General features: G+C 41.5%; 16 protein-coding genes. 1 reads left to right on the forward strand and 15 read right to left on the reverse strand.

Going from position 1 to position 23,121, the window contains the following annotated elements; all coding sequences use genetic code 11:
* Positions 1-214: 214 nt before the first annotated feature.
* The 7 genes from Q4533_RS04065 to bioB form a co-directional block, all read right to left on the reverse strand.
* Positions 215-550 (reverse strand): cytochrome c3 family protein, encoded by a 336-nt coding sequence (locus Q4533_RS04065; RefSeq protein ID WP_102438005.1) that lies wholly within the window; start codon positions 548-550, stop codon positions 215-217.
* Positions 551-836: 286 nt separating this feature from the next.
* On the reverse strand, positions 837-1,700 hold the full coding sequence (htpX, locus tag Q4533_RS04070) for a protease HtpX (protein WP_102438007.1): 864 nt from the start codon (positions 1,698-1,700) through the stop codon (positions 837-839).
* Positions 1,701-2,356: 656 nt separating this feature from the next.
* On the reverse strand, positions 2,357-4,606 hold the full coding sequence (locus Q4533_RS04075) for a TonB-dependent hemoglobin/transferrin/lactoferrin family receptor (RefSeq protein WP_303501975.1): 2,250 nt from the start codon (positions 4,604-4,606) through the stop codon (positions 2,357-2,359).
* A gap of 698 nt (positions 4,607-5,304) precedes the next feature.
* Positions 5,305-6,021 carry a dethiobiotin synthase gene (bioD, locus tag Q4533_RS04080; RefSeq protein WP_198589311.1) on the reverse strand — a complete coding sequence of 239 codons (717 nt, stop codon included), beginning with the start codon at positions 6,019-6,021 and terminating at the stop codon, positions 5,305-5,307.
* Positions 6,022-6,066: 45 nt separating this feature from the next.
* A complete protein-coding gene (locus Q4533_RS04085; protein ID WP_303501976.1) occupies positions 6,067-6,858 on the reverse strand; it encodes a methyltransferase domain-containing protein in 792 nt (263 codons plus the stop codon).
* Entirely contained in the window at positions 6,858-8,042 is a 1,185-nt protein-coding gene (locus tag Q4533_RS04090) for an 8-amino-7-oxononanoate synthase (protein ID WP_303410050.1), read from the reverse strand. The genes Q4533_RS04085 and Q4533_RS04090 overlap by 1 nt, the downstream gene beginning before the upstream one ends.
* Before the next feature lie 34 nt (positions 8,043-8,076).
* Entirely contained in the window at positions 8,077-9,129 is a 1,053-nt protein-coding gene (gene bioB, locus Q4533_RS04095) for a biotin synthase BioB (protein WP_102438017.1), read from the reverse strand.
* A gap of 111 nt (positions 9,130-9,240) precedes the next feature.
* Here bioB and bioA point away from each other — a divergent pair, with 111 nt between their 5' ends.
* Positions 9,241-10,614 (forward strand): adenosylmethionine--8-amino-7-oxononanoate transaminase, encoded by a 1,374-nt coding sequence (gene bioA / locus Q4533_RS04100; protein WP_303501978.1) that lies wholly within the window; start codon positions 9,241-9,243, stop codon positions 10,612-10,614.
* A 99-nt stretch (positions 10,615-10,713) separates the two neighbouring features.
* Here bioA and Q4533_RS04105 read toward each other — a convergent pair whose 3' ends face one another.
* The 8 genes from Q4533_RS04105 to ilvD all read right to left on the reverse strand — a co-directional run bounded on the left by Q4533_RS04105 (position 10,714) and on the right by ilvD (position 22,920).
* Positions 10,714-11,307 carry a pentapeptide repeat-containing protein gene (locus Q4533_RS04105; protein WP_303501979.1) on the reverse strand — a complete coding sequence of 198 codons (594 nt, stop codon included), beginning with the start codon at positions 11,305-11,307 and terminating at the stop codon, positions 10,714-10,716.
* A 202-nt stretch (positions 11,308-11,509) separates the two neighbouring features.
* Positions 11,510-13,135, reverse strand: coding sequence for a hypothetical protein (locus Q4533_RS04110; protein WP_303501981.1), 1,626 nt, complete (start codon positions 13,133-13,135; stop codon positions 11,510-11,512).
* Positions 13,136-13,582: 447 nt separating this feature from the next.
* The gene (locus tag Q4533_RS04115; protein WP_303501983.1) at positions 13,583-14,773 is read right to left on the reverse strand and encodes a porin; all 1,191 of its coding nucleotides are present in this window, start codon (positions 14,771-14,773) and stop codon (positions 13,583-13,585) included.
* Positions 14,774-14,972: 199 nt separating this feature from the next.
* The gene (locus tag Q4533_RS04120) at positions 14,973-15,590 is read right to left on the reverse strand and encodes an HD domain-containing protein (RefSeq protein WP_303501985.1); all 618 of its coding nucleotides are present in this window, start codon (positions 15,588-15,590) and stop codon (positions 14,973-14,975) included.
* On the reverse strand, positions 15,590-16,003 hold the full coding sequence (locus Q4533_RS04125; protein ID WP_102476424.1) for a GNAT family N-acetyltransferase: 414 nt from the start codon (positions 16,001-16,003) through the stop codon (positions 15,590-15,592). Before Q4533_RS04125 ends, Q4533_RS04120 begins: the two co-directional genes overlap by 1 nt.
* A gap of 788 nt (positions 16,004-16,791) precedes the next feature.
* The gene (locus Q4533_RS04130; protein ID WP_303501986.1) at positions 16,792-19,383 is read right to left on the reverse strand and encodes a TonB-dependent receptor; all 2,592 of its coding nucleotides are present in this window, start codon (positions 19,381-19,383) and stop codon (positions 16,792-16,794) included.
* Positions 19,384-19,702: 319 nt separating this feature from the next.
* Positions 19,703-21,061 carry a GntP family permease gene (locus tag Q4533_RS04135; RefSeq protein WP_241904991.1) on the reverse strand — a complete coding sequence of 453 codons (1,359 nt, stop codon included), beginning with the start codon at positions 21,059-21,061 and terminating at the stop codon, positions 19,703-19,705.
* 14 nt (positions 21,062-21,075) lie between these two features.
* Positions 21,076-22,920, reverse strand: coding sequence for a dihydroxy-acid dehydratase (gene ilvD / locus Q4533_RS04140; RefSeq protein ID WP_303501989.1), 1,845 nt, complete (start codon positions 22,918-22,920; stop codon positions 21,076-21,078).
* Positions 22,921-23,121: the final 201 nt, after the last annotated feature.

Consider the following 23,121-nt stretch of genomic DNA (forward strand, 5'->3'; position numbering starts at 1 on the left):
TTGAAAACAAAAGAAAATTAATACCACTTTAGAGGTATACCGTATAGGTAGTGTGATAAATGCTAAGCCATGAATTGAATATTCATGTGGAATTATTCTTTGAGCTAATGTCGGCGGAAATATAAAAGTTATTTATAAACAGCAAAACTGGGGCAATAAAAAAGCGCTGAATTTCAGCGCTTTTAAACTTTGCTTAAAGCTAAATAATCATCAGTTATTTAGCAACGCGGCCATCATCATGGCAGCTATCACAAGTCGGTTTTTCACCAACATTCATGTCATGTGGTGCGTGACAGTCTTGACACATTAACATGCCATCATGTGGCGCATGGTTTTCATCCATTTCCGCAAGTGTTCCGTGACAGTCTTGACACTGCGCGAACTCATGCTCACCGTCAGCAGATGGCTCGCCATCAGCATGACAACTTTCACAGCCACCCATTTCAGCGTGGAAATCAGCTAAAACTTCATCTGCAGCGAATGCATTTGATGACAAAGTTACTACAGCTAAAGCTGCTGCAAACATTGCTACAAGTATTTTATTGCTCACTATTATACCCTCCAGTTACGATAGTCAAAAAGGCTCTAATAGAGAAACCTTTAATCGATATCAATTTTCAGAACGACTTTTTTAGGCTCAGTTATAAACTTAGCTAACACTGGTTAATTTAGCAACACTAAATAGTCAGCGGCAAAATTCAATCATCATCTCTGACACCTAAAAAGCGTTACATAATGTATCACCTTGAAAAGAAGGTTATATTAACGAGTTAAAATAAAAAGGGAAGCAATAAAAAAGGAGCTATTAAGCTCCTTTTATAACCAAGATCACATTATTAACTATTTCTAAGGGCGCTAATACGTTTTTCTAGTGGTGGATGGCTCATTAAAAAGTCAGTCATTGAACGTTTACCGTTAATACCTAATGCTGACATTTGCGCTGGCATTGCACCCGTTTCTGGGCCAGTTTTTAAACGCTCTAATGCCGCAATCATCTTATCTTTGCCAGCAAGCTTGGCCGCACCTTCATCGGCTTTAAACTCACGAATACGAGAGAAGTAAGCCACAACCATAGACGCTAAAATACCAAATAACATGTCAAGTACGAAAACCACAGCCATGTATGCAAACATACCAAGACCTTCACCCTCTTCATCATTACTCGCAACGAAGTTATTCACAATACCTGCAACAACACGAGCGGCAAAAATAACGAAGGTATTCACGACACCTTGAATAAGGGTCAAGGTGACCATGTCACCGTTAGCCACGTGGCTAACTTCGTGAGCCAGTACGCCTTCGATTTCATCTTGGGTCATACCGTAAAGTAAGCCTGAACTCACAGCAACTAGCGCGTTATCTTTACTTGGGCCCGTTGCAAATGCGTTCATCTCTTCAGATTGGTAAATTGCCACTTCTGGCATTTTAATCCCAGCTTGCTGCGCTTGACGAGCAACGGTGTCAACTAACCAACGTTCAGTATTATCACGAGGGTTTGTAATAACTTCACAACCCATGGTTTTCTTCGCCATCCACTTAGAGATAGCTAAACTGATAAATGCGCCGCCAAAACCAAACATAGCAGCAAAAATTAATAAACCACTCATGCTTGATGTGCTTACACCAAGCAGAGACATCACAATCGAAGCAACTAGCAAAATGGCTAAGTTGGTGGCGATTAGTAAACCGATACGTAACATTACAACTCCTAACTGGCATTCATGCCGACATAAACTCAACGCCTGAGCTCAATGCTCAAGCTGACTTGAACGCAAAAATATTATTAAACACTTAACGACATAATATGTCCTAAAAAAGATATTTCAAGCGTCTAATAGAAAAAACTGACATAAAATGACAGATTAGTTAAAAATACCACACTAAGCCTAACCTCAGCTAAATGCTTAACTTAGTAGCGGGCAGAGTCTAGGCAGCTAGTATTAATCGAAACTTAAATCTAACCAGCATTTGCTAGAAAGCCTAGTGTTTAGCGGATAGATGGCGATTAATCTTTGTTAATATCGTCACTAAGGAGCAGAACAATAACTAATTTAATTAGTTAGCAATTTATAACCCTCATTCAGCCCAGTATCCCTTTTATTCATAACCTTACCTTGAACGCTGCGAGTGAGTTAACTGTTAAGTTTAGCTAATGGCTATTCATTCATAATGGGGCTTCCCGGTCATTGACATTAATCAGCATGCCGTCAACTTATAAATACCCATTTAAGTGAGTGGAGCACTCATGTCTACATAAGAGTATCAGCCAATAAAAAAGCGTTAAATCCTATAAGGATTTAACGCTTTCTTTATCACTCAATCCAGTGAACTCATTCAGTAAACTGACTCTAATTCATTAAAAAGTGTAGCTCAGTTTAACGTTAAAGTAGCGACCTGGTTGAGAATAAGTCTCTTCAGTCACGCCCATATTACCCATTAAGAACTTTGACTGACCCGCTACATCAGAATACTCAATATATTCTTTGTCAAACAGGTTAAACACGCCTGCACGTACCGTCCAGTTATCATTCACATGGAAGTTAGCCGTCAGATCAAATACTGCGTAGCCTGCCGTGTTATACACTTCGTTGAAATCCATACCTGGCAGTGCAATAGGGAAAATATCTAAATCCGTTGTACGATCCATTTGATCAGCAAAGCGCATGGTTAAGCCAAAGTTAGCTTCAGTGTTACCTAGGTAAGTATAATAATTTACTCCCAAGTTACCTTTTAATGGACTTACGCTATTTAAGTAATCGCCGTTCTGATCTTCGCCATGGGTGTAAGCAATGTTACCCCATAGTTCAAATTCATCAGTAAACCAATGACTCATAGACATTTCAGCGCCATAAAGAGTCACTTTGTCATAGTTGATATAACGATATTCTAATGAACTTGGAATTGCACAGCCGAACCTGCCGCCACACCCCACAAATTCCCAATCGATGTAATTATCAGCTTGAGTATAAAAAGTGGTAAATTCATATCGTGTGTCGCCATGATCACCACGAACACCCACTTCAATGGTGTTACTTGATTCTGACTCTAAGTCGTAGTTTGCCTCAATGATAACAGGGAATGGCATCGCGCCATCTTTGACTTCTAACTCACCCCACTTTTGATCTGGGGTTGGCATTTTGTAGCCGTAAGCATATTGGGCATACACATTCACGTTTTCAGTCATGTGGTATACAAGGCCAAGCTTAGGTGACCAAAAACCATCACTCATCGCGGCAAAATCTTCAGGATCACGGCCAGCATCTTCAGCTTGCTGTTGATCAGGGGTGTTTTTGAAGTAATCGTAACGCAGCCCCACAATACCGTTTAGTTTGCCGTCTAAAAAGGTCATATCATCTTGAACAAATATGCCAGCGCGTAAACTTTTCGTATCAGCAAATGAGAAGGTATCGGTTTCAGATGGCGTTGAATTGCCATTTTCATCGATATCTTGATAGCTGCGTGGGCGGCTCATTTCAGATTGCTCTACATCCACGCCATAAATAATATTGTGGTCATGACCGGGTAGTGACAATGCCTTACTAAAAGTACTGGCAAAACCAAAACGGTATTCATCAAACTGGTAATCACGGTGCTGCGTTATTGCTCGGTCTGCGCCACTGATACCATTAAAGTAGTCACGTTTCTCACTTTGGTCGGTTTTACCGTAATAGAGTACGAAATCAACATTGTCATGAATGATACGGTCTTTCGTTGAGCGTAAACGTAATGAGGTATTTAACGCTTGAGTTTGGCGGTCATAATCAATTGACTCATCTTTATCAGCATATTTTTCCCAGCGGTCAAGCTGCTGGTTCATGTAATCAACGGTTAACTGCAGATTAGTATCATCATTAAAGTGATACTTACTTTTTAGTAATAAGCTGTCAGTGACTAAGTCACTATCTGGTAATGTGTTGTAGTAGTTTTGCTGTTCTTCACCACTACGACGTTGATAACTGACTAGGTTATCAAAATCACCTGCTGCAAATGCGCTAGTAAAGCCACCGCTGAACTCATCGTTCATACCTGTGTAGCCGCCATTTGCAGAGAAATAATAATCACTGCCACGTAAGTAATCATCCGCATCTTTAGTGGTCATGACCATCACGCCACCTAACGCATCGGAGCCATACATAGTCGATGCTGCAGTTTTTAACACTTCAACTTGCTTTAAGCCTTCAACTTCAGTTAATCCGCGGCCTGTGCCTTCAGCGCCTGGGCCTAATGGTGATGCATACTGGTTATTAACCCGAACGCCATCTTTAACCATCATCACGCGGTTGCCGCCAATACCACGAATAGTCACCGAGCTTGGCTTACCTGCGCCGCCTTTAACATCAACGGCAGCTTCTGTTCTAAATAATGAAGCAAAGTCGGTGCTCATATTACGCGCTATCGATTCTTCATCAATAACCACAACCGAACCGGCAACTTGATCAAGTGTTTGCTCCATACGAGAACCAGAAATCACAATTACATCATGAAAATTTGAAATAGATTGTTTGATTTCTTCTTGCGATACAATTTCACCAGTATCCGCAATAACTTGAGGGGACAATGCCGCGGCAATCGCGGCACTAATTAACTTGATCGAAAGTTGCTTCATCAACACTATCCTTAAAAAACCTTAATAGGAATTAATCTCATCTTTAATGGCGCAGGATTCTAGCATGAACAAATTTTCACATAGCGATCATGATCTCAATATTCATTGTTGATATTCAGACTTAAGGGTTTTCTTATTTTTACATTGTTAGCGGTCACGGATATTTAATTAGCTGCAAAATAAAGCTAACAATAATTAACAGTTGAGCATCATTAACAACTCAAGATCCCAACACCCAAAGCGGTTGGCCAATGCCGTAGGGTTTCCATAAGGTTTTAAAGAGAAGATCATAGCGATGTTAAAAATATGCGGGGGAGTGAACAGTAAAAGCCAAAATACATGTTTAAAGGGTAAGTTTACCTTGATAAAACGACTAATCTAAAATCGTATAATATAAATACTCCCATGCGAACTGAACGCTATACATTGGTGGGTATGAGTTGACCTGATGCCAGAAAAACCAAAAGGCGTGTGACAGTGAGCGGTAGTCGTATACCAAGAAATAAAAGGAAATAGCCACTTTTGATGGGTGATATAAATGAAAAGGCCCAGCAAGGCATACAATACCACCCTGCGTATTTTTTCTGCCTTGGTAAACTCTGGTGCAAATTCGATGATTTCTCTCCTTGAAAATATCAAATGCTAAAACAACTACTTGTAAGCAAAAAGACAAAGGCTAAAAATCAAAACTTAAGTCTCTATAAGGTCGAGTTATCAATATGCACAGCGGCATTTATAGCTGTTGGCTCACTTAAGTACGGCACATAACCTAAGAATGGCGCTGTCATTAACTCTTTTAAACTTGATAAGTTCTCTTCTATTTCACTCATTTCAGGGTCAACTTGGTTAGCGACCCAAGCTGCAATATTAAGCCCATCAGCTTCAATGGCCTCTTGGGTTAATAATGCATGGTTAAGACAACCAAGCTTCATGCCCACCACTAAAATAACCCCAACATCATTTTGCTGAGCCAGCTGCTGTACTGATTGCGATAAATATTGGCCTTTACTTAAAGGTAATCTCCAGCCACCAGCACCTTCAATTAATGCAAACTCGGCACTGTTTAGTGCTTCAAGTGGCAATAAATCAACAACGCCACTGGCAGTTAAACTCACCCCTTGTTGCTTTGCGGCAATATGCGGTGCAATGGCGGGTTTAAATGCGATAGGGTTAATTTGATTGTAATCGAGCGTGATAGTTGATTGTTCAATTAGGCTTAGCGCATCGCTATTTCTAAGCCCTGCGTCTGTTTCAATACAACCTGAGGCAATAGGTTTGACGCCGAGGGTTTTAGCTTCTGTGGTTTTAGCGACAGTTATTTTAGCTAGAGCCGTTTTTCTTGTTGCAAGATTAAGTAGCGCCGATGAAATCAGGGTTTTTCCGCTGTCAGTATCAGTGCCAGTAACAAAATAAATCATCGAAATAACCCCTTCACTGTTTATATCCAATTGTCTAAAAATTTAACGCTTACCAAGTTGTAAATAGCTGATGTTATAGCTCAATGGTAAGCCGTTTGCTTCACGTAAGCTTTCCGCTTTATCCATTAACGCGAGCCAATCTTTACGACCGCGCAAACGATTAGTTTTTTTATCCGTTAAGCTTTTATCTTGGTATTCATTCACTGACGCCCCGACCCCTTTAATTGAATACAGTAATGCCTTTAAATCGGCAAAATGTACTTGCTCGGTAGTGGTCTCAGCAGAGAGTATTTGCCATTTTTCGGTATCTATCGCGGCGATAATGTCATCTAAATGACGAAAACTATTATGGCCTAGCCCTAGGGTTTCAAGCTGTGAAAGACTGCCATCACTCACCACGCTAATAAAGGCTTGGCCTTGAGGTTTTATGACTCTATTAAGTTCATTAAATACTTGGGTTAATTCATCACACCACTGCAGAACTAAGTTTGAATAAATACTGTCCATGCTATTTGCAGTTATAGGTAAGTTTGCCGCATCGGCGCAAACAGTGTGATATTGCGGAAAAGACTGCTGCACCACATTTAGCATTTGAGGCGATAAATCAACTGCCGTGACCTTAGTTAGCCGGCAGTGATTTGATTCAAAGTCAGTACCTGGGCCACAGCCTAAATCCAATAAATGCCCGGTTAAACCTGCTTTTTTATCGGCATTATACTCAGTATTAGCAAGTTTTATTAACCTGCTAGCCGTGATGCGCTGTAATACATCGTGTTGTTTATAGGTAGCTGCAGCTTGGGAGAATTTAACCGCTACGGGGTTATCTAGATTCATTAATATTCTCTTGGTAACTGCACTGCTAGTGCATCAACTAATTGGGTTATTTGCTCGGCATTATGGCTGGCATTAATGGTCACTCTCAGCCTTGCCTGCCCTTTAGGCACTGTTGGCGGCCTGATTGCCCCGACCTGTAAACCTTGTTGCTTTAATGCCTTTGCTATTGCTAAAGTTCGTTCACTGTCACCGATAATTACAGGCTGAATGGCGGTTATTGACTCTGTTAGCGCAATGTTTTTAGCATTACAAAGCGACCTAAAGAAGGCAATATTGGCAAACAATGTTGATGCTTTATCAGGTTGCGACTGAGTTAAATTAACCGCTGTTAACGCTAAATGAGCACTGGCAGGTGACAGTGCGGTTGAATAAATGTAATGCCGTGATTGCGCCACCATATAATCAATAATTTGCTGTGACGCTAAAACGCAGGCGCCTTGGCAGCCGAGGGCTTTACCAAAGGTAATGACTTGAATATCGCATTGTGGTGTAACTGCCGCTCTGCTGACGTTAAAGCGATTGCTAGCAAGCTCTTCATAATTGATTCCAAAACCATGGGCATCATCAACCACTAACCAACTATTATGCTGCTTACACAAGTTCGATAACGCATCTAATGGCGCACGATCGCCATCCATACTAAAAACGCTTTCGGTAAATAAGGCGCTATTAGGAAATCGATTAAGTAACTGCTCTGCATGGGTTATATCATTGTGTTTATAGCGCTTAAGTGCAGCGCCGCTGTCTTTTACACCGTCTATCACTGATGCATGAATAAGCTTATCAGCAATAATCACATCGCCTGCTTCAAATAAGGTTTTGATTAACGCTTGATTGGCACTAAATCCAGAGCAAAATAATAGCCCTGCTTCATGACCGGTCAGCTCACATAAACCTTGTTCAAGCTTTAGGTGGGCTTCACTGTATCCAGATACTAATGGCGATGCTTTACTGCCAACACCATATTTTATCGCGCCAGCATGAATAGCGGCAATCATCTCAGGATCATTGGCCAGCCCAAGGTAATCGTTGTGACTGAAATCAATAATATTGGGAATTGTTCGAGCTAAGTTGTTAGCCGATGCCTTGTCTAACTCAGCTAACTTTCTTTGCCTCAGCAAGCCATCGGTTTGCAGTTGCTGCAAACGATGACTTATTCGTGATGATATTGGGTGATTTGCCATGAATACTGCCTTCTACTGACAAATGTGCATCGCTTTATAACGCCGCGGCATCAAAGAATTGTTGCGTTGCTTTATCTTTTTTTGCATTGGCTTTAGCCAATAACGCAGTGTCAGATTCAATGTCAGCTGATGGTCCTTGCTCAGGATGTAGCCCTAAACGTCTAAATAGGCTCATATCATCGTTTTCTTCAGGGTTGGGTGTCGTTAGTAACTTACAACCGTAGAAAATAGAGTTAGCACCAGCAAAGAAACACATAGATTGTAATTCATCAGTCATGCTTTCACGCCCAGCTGATAAACGCACTCGAGATTTAGGCATAATAATACGTGCAACGGCAATGGTGCGCACAAATTCAAAGGGATCTAAGTCATCTATCTTTTCAAATGGCGTACCTGCAACTTTAACCAACATATTAATCGGTACTGAATCAGGATGCTGCTCTAAATTAGCTAGCTGTTGTAATAAACCTGCTCTGTCTGTCGCTTTTTCGCCCATACCGACAATACCGCCAGAACACACTTTCATGCCTGACTGACGCACGTTGGTTAAAGTATCAATACGGTTTTGATAAGTACGGGTGGTGATCACATCGCCATAATATTCAGGTGAGGTATCAAGGTTGTGGTTATAGTAATCAAGACCTGCTTTGGCAAGTTCGTCAGACTGTTCTTTTGACAGCATACCCAGTGTCATACAGGTTTCCATGCCTAATGCTCTTACATCTTTAACCATTTGGGTTAAATATGGCATATCGCGCTCGCGAGGGTTACGCCATGCAGCGCCCATACAAAAACGTGATGCTCCCGCTGCTTTCGCGCTTTTGGCTTCGGTGATGACTTTTTCGATTTCCAATAAACGCTCTTTTTCAAGACCGGTATCGTAACGGGCACTTTGAGGGCAATACTTACAATCTTCAGGACAAGCACCGGTTTTAATTGATAATAAACGACTAATTTGTACTTCATTAGGATCAAACGTCTCACGATGAATACTGTGGGCTTTAAACAGTAAATCGTTCATTGGTAAAGCAAATAACGCTTCTATTTCAGCTTTGGTCCAGTCATGACGGATGGCTAATGATGACATTGATTAATCCTTTGTTATTCGTTTTATATTCACTTTATATTGGGTTAGGATACCTTCAGCACGTAAACTGTCAATGCTATCGCGCATTACACCTTGACTAACGGTTAAAATATGAACAACTCATTTTATCAGCAAGCATCCCAGACAATCGATTCTCAAGCTATAGACTCTCAAGCTATAGACTTTGAGTTTGATAAACAGCATATTTGGCATCCCTATACTTCGATGAGTCAAGCTGCCAGCGTAACTGGAGTCCATAGTGCCGATGGGTGTGAACTGACCTTAAGCAGCGGTCAAAAGGTCATTGATGGCACCAGCTCTTGGTGGGCCTGTATTCATGGCTATAACCGCCCAGAAATTATTGAAGCGATGCAGCAGCAGCTTACGACCCTTAGCCATGTAATGTTTGGCGGTATTACCCACGCCCCTGCAGTTAACCTCTGCAAGCAATTAGTGGCGATGACCAGCCCCAATTTAACCAAAGTCTTTTTAGCCGACTCTGGCTCTATTGCCGTTGAAGTGGCCATTAAAATGGCCATGCAATACTGGCAAGGTAAACAGCTACCACAAAAGCAGCGTTTATTAACCGTTAAGCGTGGTTATCATGGTGATACCTTTGCCGCGATGAGCGTCTGCGATCCTGATAATGGCATGCATACCATGTTTAGCGCAGCGGTTACTGAACACCTTTTTGCCCCAGCGCCACTATCTGTTTTCGGTGAAGCTTTAAAGCAAGGTGATACTGATGCGCTTGAGGCGATTTTAGCAGAGCATCATCAAGATATTGCCGCCATTATTATTGAACCCGTCATGCAAGCGGCTGGCGGGATGCATTTTTATTCAGCCGAGTATTTATCTGCCATTAGAGCCTTATGTAATCAATACAATGTACTTCTCATACTTGATGAAATCGCTACTGGTTTTGGCCGCATAGGAAAATTATTTGCTTATGAATATGCCAATATCGAAGCCGATATTTTGTGTTTAGGTAAAGCCTTAACCGGTGGTTACATCAGCTTAGCCGCCACACTATGTAGTGATGAAGTCGCCAAAGGCGTCAGTGACTCCCCTGCTGGTGTGTTTATGCACGGACCAACCTTTATGGGCAATCCGCTAGCATGCGCTGCAGCCAGTGCCAGTATGAGTATTTTACAAACTGGCGCATGGCAACAACAGGTCAGCGATGTTGAGTTGCAAATGAAGACTGAACTTGCTGAAGCTATTGATTATCAGCATGTGGTGGATGTCAGAGTATTAGGCGCAGTAGGCGTAATTGAAATGGATAGCGTGGTTAACACGGCTAAATTGCAGCAAGACTTTATTGAGTTAGGTGTGTGGATAAGACCTTTTGCCAACGTGATATACATTACTCCGCCTTATACTATTACCAAAGAGCAACTGACGACACTAACCCAAGCCATGAAAACTATTGCCGCAAATATTACTCAAGAGCAAGCCGCTGCAGATAGCTTTAGTAATGGTTAGCTGGGGTGTAAATAAGCTGGTTGATTGACGTAAAAGCAGTGTAAAACTGATAGCGCTATGACAGTGAGAGTGTACTCATGGCGCTTTTTATATTCTGTATTAATCCACCAGCTCGATAGCTAAACTCTCAAGTAAGTTTAGCGCTTCAAAACGTGAGAACTTAGCTTGGGCAATGCGGTTTTGTAGCACATCGATAGTAAAGTCAGTTGAATCACTAAAGTCGACAGCTTGTAAATTGGTTTTCATAAAAATACTATTCGTAAAATCACAAAAAGTCATGGTGGAATTGGCAAAGTCACCATTACGAAAATCAACATCATGCAGCTTGCATTCAATCAGCTTTAACTCATTTAGTACTAAGCCAAAAAATGAATTGTCATTAAGAATACAACGGCTAAAGCTTAATTGTGCATCACGATGAAATGACGGCCAATTCGCTTTAGTCCAATCAATACCCACCATTTTGCAGTCATTAAAATCTACCTCAAAAAAACGGCTACGGGGCACCTTAATTAAGCTCAAATTACAGCGATTAAACGTACAACTTAAAAACTTAGTATTTTTTAATACTGCTTCAGTAAAGTCGCAATCATTAAATTCACACTCTTCAAATTCACAGCCCTCAGTTGAGTCTATGGGTTGTTTATTGAAGCTTTTATCAAAGTACTGCTCATGTGTGACGATCTGACTCATTAAAACCCCATGCTCGATTATTCAAACTTGAGGCGTATTTTATAACACTTGCCCTGATAACAGAGAAAATAGCGCAAAAATATTATTAAGACCCCACTGATTGCTACGGCCTCACTAAAAATAAGCAAAAAAACCGATAGTGGTTAAGTAAAAAACTTACTCACTATCGGTTACCTTGATACCGAATACTTACTTATCTAATTTAGAAGCGATAATTAAAGCTTACTGTATATGCATCACGGGTTTCACCTTTGTTATACAGCACACTTAAATTGTAATGTTTACCAATTTGCTTATTAAAGCCGACTAGATAAGCCCATTGGTTCAACTTAACACCTACATCGAAAGTAAACTCACGGTTCAACTCTTCAACAAAACCTAAATTACCTTCCATGTTAGCTTTTAATGCTTGATATTCTGCACCAACAAAAAACTGAGCACGGTAATCCAGTAACTGGTAACCCAACATAGGTTGCACGGTGAGAATACCGTCGCCCCAATCCTGGCCACTTAATTTAGTGAACGAATAGGTACCTGTAACTGAAGCAAAAAACTCCCTATAACCCACCGAAAGTGTGGTACCTGCGCCCACTAAATCATAATTAAGTTCCAAAGGAACATCAAAACGGGTTGGCTCACAAAGTGGTACTCCGACTTCAGCAGCAAAGGCACAAGCAATATCAGCTTTAAACTCTGAGCCTAATTTATCGACAAACACATCACGAATATTACCGGTATACTGGGCATCGATAACCGCATCGACTTTAATTTTACCGACTAATGCATACACATTCCAAAATGGAAAAATATTTAAATCGGCCCTTAGGGACACACTTTTAGCGTCTACGGTTCCGAAGGTGGTTTCTGGGTCAAAAAACTCGTCTAACTCCAACCCCATAATATCAAATGAAGTGAAACCTACATCCATACTTTGATCTCGATAGGCGACTGAAATACCGTAAGGTAATGGCACATCAATCCCTTGTTGACGCACCAAGTCAGCAAGTATTGGGAACATCGCTTGTAGCTCTACTTTTTCTTCTCGCATGCGCGGATCTGAAACCGTTGCGAGTAAGTCAGCATCAATCACCACCACGGCATCTTGATTATCATATAAAGCAATTGTGGTAACCGTTGTAGTTAAGGTGATCGGTTTGTCTTTTTTAGTGCCCTTGGCAATTTCAATTTTCTTTTTGATATAAGGCTTACCGTTTTCCAATTCAGTAAAATAAATCGTTTGCGAATAGTCTTTAACTTTTACGCCTTCGTAATCGAAGTCTTTTGAATTGGTAATCTCCATTTTAATTGGCTTGCCGTCTTTAGCCGTGATGGATACCTGCATAAAACGAAAATAAGCAATGTTTTGCGGAAGTTGGTATTTGGAGTAGTTAAAACGAATCACCACTTCTCCATTGGCTTTTTCAGCCACCTTAACTGATGACTCATCATAGCTTTTAGCGTATTGGCGCAAAAGGTACTCGGTTTTAGTCATACTTTCGATACGTGCAATGACATCTTCGTCTTTATCTAACTTAATTGGGTCATATTTAATTCTTAAATCAATATTGCCTTTAGTGTCAGTACTTTGGACTAAAAATATGTCCGACGTTGTTTGTTTCCCTTCAAACTCAGTGACTCGAGATGCATGTTCAACCAGGTTTTCACCTTGGGATAATGAACTCATTCCAAATTTTGGGAGGTCATCAGAAAGACCATACTTTTCAAATACACTCACGCCCTTAGGGACGCTAATAAACTCTAAATTATTGATATCTTCACTAGCAATTTCTTCACTAAAAGCCACATTACTTAGTAACAATGAACTCACAACTAAACTTGAAACTTTTATTACCTTGTTAAGTCTGAAAAATCCCACCTTTGCTAGAACATAATTAAACGTTATTCCGTTTAACGATCTTTTATTAGTATCCATATAAGCGCTACCTAATTGATGCATAAAGTCATTTTTATTGAGCTACTAGGTAAATTGTACGCACTAACAACAAAATTGCAAAGTTTCACCTACATTTTTTACATTTACCTGAGTGGCAATATTAGCTGTTGTTCTAATAGAACAATTAAGCTGAACGATAAAGGTAAAACTGTGACTAAAACCCACACGCTAAACGATGACAAGGGGAAATGCTTACGGGTAATAATCGGTAGAATTTAGGCGTTATTAAAGGTATTTGAAGGCAAACTAACAATGCTTTGAGCCTGTGCATTACCACGCTCAAAGCATCAATGGTAGAGTGAAGCGAGTATCCTCTTTGTCTTAAAAAGGGTAATACATACCCACTGAAATATAATCGTCGTTACTATTGCTACCATCGGCGTTTTTACCGTTATCAACCATGCCTTCAATAAAGGCAAAAAAGCCCAGTGACGGTACGTTGTAATTAAGGGTGATGATGATTAAATCGAGCTCATATTGGCTAGCTTGGTTCTGCTCTGCAATATCGTAATTATCCGGTTCGATATGATTCCAACCGATCATTGGAGTCCAATTTCCTATGTCTCGGCTCAGTGCTATTTCGTAGCCTTTACCTTCAAAAATTTGATTACTGTTGTCTTGATACATGCCTTCTGAATGTGCGGCTACCGCAGATAAATACCAGTCACCCATGGTTGAACTAAAAGAAGCTGCTATGGCCCTAGGGTTACTGATCCTAATACCTTTCCCTTCAGCCTCGTCATTAACATACGCTAAGCCAAAGGTGAATTTGTCTACATCATAAGCATAAATAACACTGGCCGCTTCACCGCCTTTAGTAGTTAGAGTGACTTCATTACCGTCATCATCTAATACTGGCATATCTTCATCGTCTTTAAGCACTGTCGTGTCGTCTATAAACTGCCCTTGAAGGTTAACCGTTAAACTATGATTATCGAAATCGAACGGCTTATTCCAAAAAATACCGTTATCGACTCGACCCGTGCCACTTAAGCCACCATCACCGTATACATAAGTTGATGATGCCAGCGCCGAATAAACATTAAACCTATCGGTTACCGAGGTGACGGCCGTATAAGCTCCCATTCTTTTACCAATAGACAGCTCTCCCCATTTGCTGTGCTGAGCAGCAAAGAAACCTTGCCTGAGTGACATAAACTCATTTCTACCATCACTTAGCGAGATTGCATTATGACCAACGTTGTAACTATCAATGCTATTGCGGGCTACCGCATTAATATACCACTCAAAAAAACCTCTAAATTTTAGGTCTGAATTTACCGAACTGCTAAAATCAAAATGTAATCGAGAGCCGTTATCAAACACAGTGGTGGTATTGTCACCATCGTTAGTGTCACTATTGATAACACCTAATTGAATATTGCCACCGACGTCTAAATTTAATAGATCAGACTTATAAACTTCAACTGCCTCTAGCGGTAACACGGTTACCAGTAAGCAAGCCCCTAATAATTTTTTCATCATCTCAATGACACTCCCATTTGTAGTCATTTTGGCGAAATCCTTCTCTGTGACTAATTTTTCGCCTCTTTATAAATGTAGCTAATTTTTCGCAACTATAAAGATACACAAGAAATTGTTTTTATTTTTTATTTTTTATTCAATAAAAGTCGTGAGAAGAGCGATGAGAATTAAGAGTAATGAGAGTAATGAGAAAGAATTATCGGTTGTTACCTAAAGCGAGCCAGCGCTATTTAAGTAAACCTTGCTCAGCGGCGCTGATTAACTGTTTTTCAAGCTCAGTCCATAGACTATGACTACCTTTAGCGATTCGATCACCATTCAATGACATGACTTGCTGCTTTGAAATATTATGCTTTTTCCAACTATGACCACCGCCATGAATGTTATGCAGTAACGGCGGCACTCTATCAATGGTTTTAGCGAATATAGCATCGGCAGTTTTACCTGCTTCGAACTCAAGCCAAAGCTGTAAATATTCGTCAGCTAAATATTCTGGCAAGGTTTTGAATAACCGCTCTACTCCTTGCTGCTCCGCAATCGAATGCGTATTGCTGCTGGCATAAACTATGGTATCGCCTGCATCGATTTCACCAAAATCATGCAGTAGTAGCATTTTAATCACCCGATTGATATCAACGGGTTCATTAGCAAACTCTTTTAACATCAGCGCACTAATGCACACATGCCAGCTGTGTTCAGCTGAATTCTCATAGCGTTCTAAACCTACAGGTTTAGTATTAGGTGTTACCGACTTTAACTTTTCTATTTCTACAATAAATTCAACAATGCCTTTGATCTCATTCAAACATCCTTGTAAATGAATCCCATAATATTCAGTGAGCATTAGTATTCTTTGGTGAGGAAAATCCTTTCAGGGCTACCAGGAAAAGCTGCCACACTGCCGACAACTTTAAAACCCAGCTTTTTATAAAACTCTGGCGCTTGGTAATCTAAGGTATCCAGTTGGGCAACAACACAACCCCTTTTCTTGGCTTCCAGTTCTGCCGATGCCATTAATTGACGGCCAAGACCTGAGCCTCGGCTTGCTTTGTCGACCCAGAGCACTTCAATAAGAAAGTTTCTGTATATAGTTCGCCCTGCTATCCCACCTATAATAGTGCCTTGTTCATCACGACAAACCACAGATAAGGGCTTGGTTTCTTCTGGCCCCATATGTTCATATTTGTGCTCTCTAACCCCTGCGACTAGGGTGTCAAAAATAACGCTATCTTCTTGATGGTTTACTTCTAACATCATTTGCTGGCCTCCAAGCCAATATCTTGGGTTATTCAAACTAAATTAGCTTAGCCTTCGAATTTAATGTGAATTTTATTGCCACTGAAACTCGCCTTAAAGCCATACACCTGTAATTACTTAACTCATTTTTGCAACTGACTCACTCCATGTCCTTGTTTATAGCAGTCTTCAATATTTTTACACATTAAGCTTGGTTATCAAATTGTTAGATCCATCGTTTACTAAAATATCTACGGCCCAACTTTAACGCAAACAGCTTTATCTACCCCCTAGCAACACATAAAGGGGTTAATATACTGAGTGTATATCAACTATTACTATCAATTGCCCTGCTATAGGGCCATACTAAGATGGTTACTTATATATTCGACAATTGAGTCTAATGTACTAGTAACAGGGTCCTCCGGTTGATTAAAACTAGCCTCAGGTGTGTTACATGACAACAAATGGAAAGTATCATGAGCAAAGGACAAGACAGTAAGAAAAACACTAAAAAGCAACCACTTTTAACTGCAAAAGAAAAGAAAGCAGCAAAGACTGCCAAGAAAGCTAACAAAGGTTTTCTAGAGCATTAAGCAAGATGTGGCCATCGAGTTCCTTCGGTGGCCTGAATAGCTACCAACATTTCCCTCGCGATACTTACTTGTTATACCCCGCCCTAAAACTGTGATGTAAAAATTAGCGCTGCTAAAAGTTAAAAATCACCCCAACAAAATCCCAAAACGCAGTAATTGTTGAGATGACTTTAGTTCGGCATTAAGCCTGATTAACAATTAACTCATACTTAACTAAAACCATGTGTATTCAAATGTCACCCCGTATTGGGCGCCCATTGCTGGGTATTTGGCATACATTTCATTATTTTTGACTGTGGTATTGGTGTAGTACTCGTCAGTGATATTTTTACCCCATGCAAAGGCTTTCCAACTATCAGCTTCAACCCCAAAACGTAAATTCACTAGGGTATAAGACGGGTTAATAAAACGCTCATCAAACTCATAATCGGTTGCTGGTATTTCAACGGCATAAGGCTCACCAACAAAATCTGACACGGCAAGAGTTTGATCAACTGAGCCTTCAAAATCGGCATGTGACTCACTTGAATATGCTACATCTGCGCCAACAAAGCCTTGCAGCCCGGCTGAAATTTCAAAGTCAAAACGGGCAAATAAATTAAACTGATGCTCTGGCGTAAAAGGCAGTGGCGAACCTTTAAAGTCTAAATATTGCCCTGGTTGGTTATAGCCGACACCTTGTTTAATCTGTGAATCTAACCAGCCGTAGGCAACGCCTAAGGTCAAGTTATCTGTCGCTAACCAGCGCCCATCAAGTTCAACCCCTGTGATCGAAGATTTAGGCATATTACCCAGGGTAAATACGGTGTTAAATACTGGGGCGATTTTTTTGGTAAGCAATTGCTTATCTTGGTAATCATAATAAAAAGCCGCGCCATTTAACTGCAGAGTACGCTCGGCTAGGCTTGATTTAAAACCTATTTCATAAGCGTCAAGTTGCTCTTGAACAACGGGAACTAACTGTTGATCAGTCACTGCCGCTAAAGAAGGAAAGCTACCCGCTTTAAAACCACGGCTATAAGATGCATAGACTGATAAATCATCATTAAACTCATAATTAGCAGCTAGGCGCCATGAAAGTGAGTCTTCGCTTAATGTGTCACTAACTTCCCCAACACTCGCCTCTGGCGTTCCAAAGTCTAATACCGTAACGCAACTGCCTGCGTTGTAACCATCACCTTTGATGACGTCACTAGTGGGCGTTGTTCCGAAAAAGAAATTAAAAAAAGTATCAGCTAAACCGCCATCAACATCTCTTGAGCAGCCAGTAAAATCCGCTTCATCTTTTGAATAACGCAAGCCGGTGGTAAGCGTGAATTGATCTGTAATAAACCAGTCAGCACTGGCAAACACTGAGGCGGTCGTGGTTTGTTGATTAATATCATTTTCAGCAATATTAAAGCCAAAGCCAGGAATTGGCAGAATATTTACGTTACTACTTATGCCCCAATCCTGCTGGGTTTGGTAATCGACTTCGCTTTTACTGTAATAAAGCCCTGCAATCCACACCAGGCTATCAAGTTGTTGGCTAACTCGAAACTCTTGGGATATGGAATCAATTTCACCATTTTGATAAACATAGTCCATGGTAACGTATTCGGAATCGGCGGCATTTTGATAACGACCTAATAAGTAGCCGTCAAATCCTGCTCCAAAGGCTTGTTCAGTAGCGGCACTCAGTGGGTTATTTTTAATATTAGCAATGGTTTCCCCTGCAAAACCAGCTCGCTCGTATTCTGAACCATCATCTTCAAATTTTGAGTAGCCAGTCAGCGAGGTAAATAAGGTTTGATCATTAATGTCATGCTCAACTTTCAATGACACATTCGTGCTGGTGTGTTCAAGGCTCGGTGTGCGCCCAGCAGTCCAATCTGCTTTGGCATTATCATCCATTAAGCCGGTAAAATTCTGTGGATTTTGTGCCATATCTAACTGGGTTTGATATATCGAAACAGTAAACGGCGCGCCTCCTGCTTTACCGGGAATATAATCAATATTTTGCGGCGCAATTGTTTCTGAATTATCGCTAGCATAACCGATAGTCAGCAATGCTTGAGTTGCCTCACTGAAGTCAAAGTTTAAGCTACCACGCACAGCCAGTTTATCTTGTCGACCTAAGGTTTCATCACGGCTAATGCTTTCCTGCCAGCCCTCGTCTGACTGAATCGTTTTAAGTGCCAGACGACCACTTACCATGTCGCTAATTCCGCCTGTCACGTAACCTTCAGCAGAAATGGTTTCATAAGAAGCAATACCCGCTTTGATGGCGGCTTCAAAATCCTTAGAGGGTTTCGCCGCAATATAATTGACCGCGCCAGCCGTTGAGTTACGGCCATAAAGCGTGCCTTGTGGCCCTTTTAAAATCTCCACCCGTTCGACGTCAAGGTTAGTGCCTTTGGTCATAATAGGAAATGGTACTGCAATTTCATCAACATACACTCCAACCGTTGATGTCGCTTGAGCGCTTGACTCATTGAAACCCACCCCACGTAAGGTATAAACCGGTGCCCCAAATGCGCTATCACTGAAATTAAACCCAGGTACAATATTGGCTAAATCAGTGGTGTCATCGATACCTATTTCATCTAATGTCTCGGCATTAAAGGCCGAAATCGACATAGGCACTTCATTAATAGACTGGCTGCGTTTTTGCGCGGTCACTTCAATCACTTCAAATTGTTTTTTTTCTGACTGAGTTTGTTCTTGTTGTGGCTCATTTGCCATTACTGGCGCATGAATTATTGATAGCAGCACTGTCGCAATTAACGACTTTTTAAAATTTCCGTTTGCTTGAACATTTGACATAGTTAATCCCCAAATTGACTATTATTATTTTTCAACCCATGTTAATTATTTGTAAAGAAATACGGGTTAATTTGAGGGTAACGCTAGCGCTGTACAATAAACTGCCACATTTGTTCGGTTGGGATATCTGTGGGATAAAATATCAACTAATTTATAGCGAGGATTTGTTTATTAAAATGGGTTGGCTAAAAAGATTTTGCAAGCTTTGGCTGTCATGAATTCAAGATAATGGCATTGTTCGGCTCAATATGTCCAAAAGACAGATTAAGCCATAAAACCTAGCCTCATAACATATAAACATACCTTATGAGGCCACTGCTTATATCGTGTTAAGCAGCCAATAACTCCCAATTGTGGTTAAACAGGCAATGACGGGGAACACCACAGTCACGACTCCGACATCTTTATAAGCCGTTTTATGGGTTTGCCCTGTTATTGCCAATATCGCTACTACCGCGCCGCAATGAGGCAGACTATCAAACCCGCCGCTGGCCATAGCAGCAACCCGATGTAAGATCTCTGGATCGACGCCTTTATCTAAATAAACAGGCGCCATAGTCCCTAAAAAGATTTGCAAGCCACCTGATGACGAACCCACAATTGCAGACACTGAACTTGCGGCAATAAAAATTGACAGCAGCACAGGGACATCTAAGGTGGTGATCCACTGGGAAAACTGCGCAAACGTTTCGGTATGGCTCACTACGCCACCAAAACCGATGACAACTGAAGTCGCGATTAACGGCGATATAGACTCTTCAGCGCCTTGACCAAGCTCGGTAATACTGCGGGGTAGAATACGTGGAAACAACACTATGGTGGTAATAATACCAATCAAGAGTGCCATACAAGGCCAAATTATCGGCTGACTGTTGGCATAGTCAACAACCTCAATGCCGTTAACGCCTAAAGCACTGATGATCCTTGGAGAGACAATACAAATTACCACAGCGGCAATGGGAATGACTGAACGAAACCAAGATGGCATCGCCATTTGCTTATTGTTGGCTAAAATCAGTTTATCTTTTTCAGAAGGGATAAAACCCTCACCATTGGCCTTGGCTATGTGACGCTGCTTTTCAAGATACCACAGCCCCAAAGACAACATAATGGCGCTACTGAATAGGCCATATCCCGCTGCGGCAAATAAGTCGGTTTTTAGCGATACCGAAGATATCACATTATGTATTGACGGTGAGCCTGGCATAGCGGTCATGGTGAACGTACCAATACCTAAGGCAATGGCACCAGTAAATAACCGCTTAGGCACATTCGCTTGTTGCAATAGCTGCACCCCAAGCGGATACATAGTGAAAATAACCACAAACAACACCACGCCACCATAGGTGAGCAAAGCTGAAAATAATACCGTAATAATTAGCACACGTTCAGCGCCTAAGGTGTCGACTAACTTATTCGCAATACTATTGGCCGCTCCTGTTGCCGCCAATAAACGACCAAACATCGCACCTGCGGCAAAGAGTAAAAAGAACCGTCCCGCAAATGTAAATGCCCCCAGTGCCCCGGTTGGAAAATATTCCAGCATGGCTTTATCAAATGCCATGCCGCTAGTGATAATCACTATGGTGGAACACACTAGCGAGGCCAGCACAATGCTATAGCCGCGCATCGCCATCCATATAAATACAGCTAATGCCGCAATAATTCCTAAAGCCATATCAATAACTCCATTTATAGCTCACGATATCCACCGCGATCGGCACTGGTAGCAAACGCTGCATAGGATTTTAACGCGCGGGTGATCACACGGGTTCTTGGTTCATTGGGCTGCCAAGCTTGATCCTTTGGCAACGCATTCATGGCATCACGACGTTGCTGCAATGCCGTATCAGAGATCAGTAAATTAATCGAACGATTAGGAATATCGATGCGTATTTGATCGCCATCTTCAATTAACCCGATAGCACCTTGATTAGCCGCCTCAGGTGAAACATGGCCCACTGACAGACCCGCAGATGCACCAGAGTATCGACCATCTGTCACCAGTGCACAGCTAGCATCTAACCCTTGAGCTTTTAAGCTCATGGTTGGTTTAAGCATCTCTTGCATGCCAGGTCCGCCCTTGGGGCCTTCGTAGCGAATAATGATGATGGTGTTAGGTTGAATTTCACCATTATCAATGGCGGTTAATGCCGTTTCTTGCTGATTGAATACTCTTGCCGTTCCGGTAAAATCCAGCATATGTTCATACACTGCAGCGGTTTTCACTATGCAACCATTTTCAGAAATATTACCGTACAAAACTGCCAAGCCACCTTCGGTGCTATAAGGGTTATCAATATTACGGATACAGCCTTTTTCACGATCTAAATCTAACTCTTTCCAGCGCTGTGACTGGCCATAGGCCTTAATGGTGCGTTTGCCACCAGGCGCAGCTTTAAAGTACTCATGCACTTCTGGGTTATCTGTACGTAATACATCCCAATAGGCTAGCATTTCCGCTAATGTCCCGCCGCCAACCGATTTAACACTGGTGTCAATTAATCCGGCGCGTTCTAGTTCGCCAATGATTGCCATCATGCCGCCAGCACGGTGAACATCTTCCATATAGTAATCTTTGGTGGCTGGTGACACCTTGCAAAGGTGCGGCACTTTTCTGGATAAGCCATCAATATCACTGAGATTGAAATCCACCTCGCCTTCTTGGGCCATAGCCAGCAAGTGTAGAATGGTGTTGGTAGAACCTCCCATGGTAATATCCACTTTCATCGCATTGAAAAACGCTTCGCGAGTGGCAATCGAGCGCGGTAACACCGAGTCGTCATCTTCAAAATAGAACTTTTTGGTGTTGGTTACGATTTGCTTAGCTGCACGGGTGAACAAGTCTTTACGATCGGAATGAGTCGCCAATAATGAGCCATTGCCCGGTAGTGCGAGCCCTAACACTTCAGCCAAGCAATTCATTGAGTTGGCGGTAAACATGCCAGAACAAGAGCCGCAGGTAGGACAGGCATGATTTTCTAAAAACTCAGCACTTTTACCATCAAGTTCCTGACTACTGAAAGCGGCAATATAGGTATCAATGGGGTCAAAACGCTGAACTTTATCTTTTTCAACGACGCGGCCTGCTTCCATAGGCCCGCCTGAGACAAATATCACTGGAATATTTAACCTTAATCCCGCCATTAACATGCCAGGGGTGATTTTGTCGCAGTTTGAAATACAGATCATCGCATCAACGCAATGAGCATTAATCATATATTCGATGCTGTCAGCAATAATTTCACGGCTCGGTAAGCTATAAAGCATACCGTCATGACCCATGGCAATGCCGTCATCGATAGCAATGGTATTGAATTCACGGGCAATGCCGCCCGCTTCAAAAATAGCCTCACACACTAGGCGGCCGACGTCTTGTAAATGTACATGGCCTGGGACAAACTCGGTAAATGAATTAACCACGGCAATCATGGGCTTGCCAAAATCTGTTTGCTGTAATCCCCCTGCTAACCAAAGTGAACGTGCTGCAGCTGCACCTTTACCGTCGACAACTTTTGATGATCTTAATTTAGGCATGTTAACTCTCGTTTTTATTATTAGTGTTAACTACTTTGTCATAGATGATTTGTTAATTTCTGTCACATTTGTGACAATTAAGGCGAAGCACTGAGTTTGGTTCGAAACTCAATTGCAATGACAGGTGTAGCAAATATCAGCCATAAGACCTTGCGAGGCACTGTTAACACAATAGATGATAAAATATAATAAAATCAAATA

Origin of the sequence: Shewanella sp. 6_MG-2023, from assembly GCF_030547195.1 — a bacterium.
Lineage (GTDB): Bacteria > Pseudomonadota > Gammaproteobacteria > Enterobacterales > Shewanellaceae > Shewanella.

Bases quoted from the DNA above. Each gene is read 5' to 3' on its own strand.
- Q4533_RS04090 (WP_303410050.1), bottom strand. From the start codon at position 8,042: ATGGCAAATCACCCAATATCATCACGAATAAGTCATCGTTTGCAGCAA.
- Q4533_RS04075 (WP_303501975.1), bottom strand. From the start codon at position 4,606: ATGAAGCAACTTTCGATCAAGTTAATTAGTGCCGCGATTGCCGCGGCA.
- Q4533_RS04105 (WP_303501979.1), bottom strand. From the start codon at position 11,307: ATGAGTCAGATCGTCACACATGAGCAGTACTTTGATAAAAGCTTCAAT.
- Q4533_RS04085 (WP_303501976.1), bottom strand. From the start codon at position 6,858: ATGAATCTAGATAACCCCGTAGCGGTTAAATTCTCCCAAGCTGCAGCT.
- bioA (WP_303501978.1), top strand. From the start codon at position 9,241: ATGAACAACTCATTTTATCAGCAAGCATCCCAGACAATCGATTCTCAA.
- Q4533_RS04120 (WP_303501985.1), bottom strand. From the start codon at position 15,590: ATGCTCACTGAATATTATGGGATTCATTTACAAGGATGTTTGAATGAG.
- bioB (WP_102438017.1), bottom strand. From the start codon at position 9,129: ATGTCATCATTAGCCATCCGTCATGACTGGACCAAAGCTGAAATAGAA.
- Q4533_RS04115 (WP_303501983.1), bottom strand. From the start codon at position 14,773: ATGACTACAAATGGGAGTGTCATTGAGATGATGAAAAAATTATTAGGG.
- Q4533_RS04130 (WP_303501986.1), bottom strand. From the start codon at position 19,383: ATGTCAAATGTTCAAGCAAACGGAAATTTTAAAAAGTCGTTAATTGCG.
- Q4533_RS04135 (WP_241904991.1), bottom strand. From the start codon at position 21,061: ATGGCTTTAGGAATTATTGCGGCATTAGCTGTATTTATATGGATGGCG.
- Q4533_RS04125 (WP_102476424.1), bottom strand. From the start codon at position 16,003: ATGATGTTAGAAGTAAACCATCAAGAAGATAGCGTTATTTTTGACACC.
- ilvD (WP_303501989.1), bottom strand. From the start codon at position 22,920: ATGCCTAAATTAAGATCATCAAAAGTTGTCGACGGTAAAGGTGCAGCT.
- htpX (WP_102438007.1), bottom strand. From the start codon at position 1,700: ATGTTACGTATCGGTTTACTAATCGCCACCAACTTAGCCATTTTGCTA.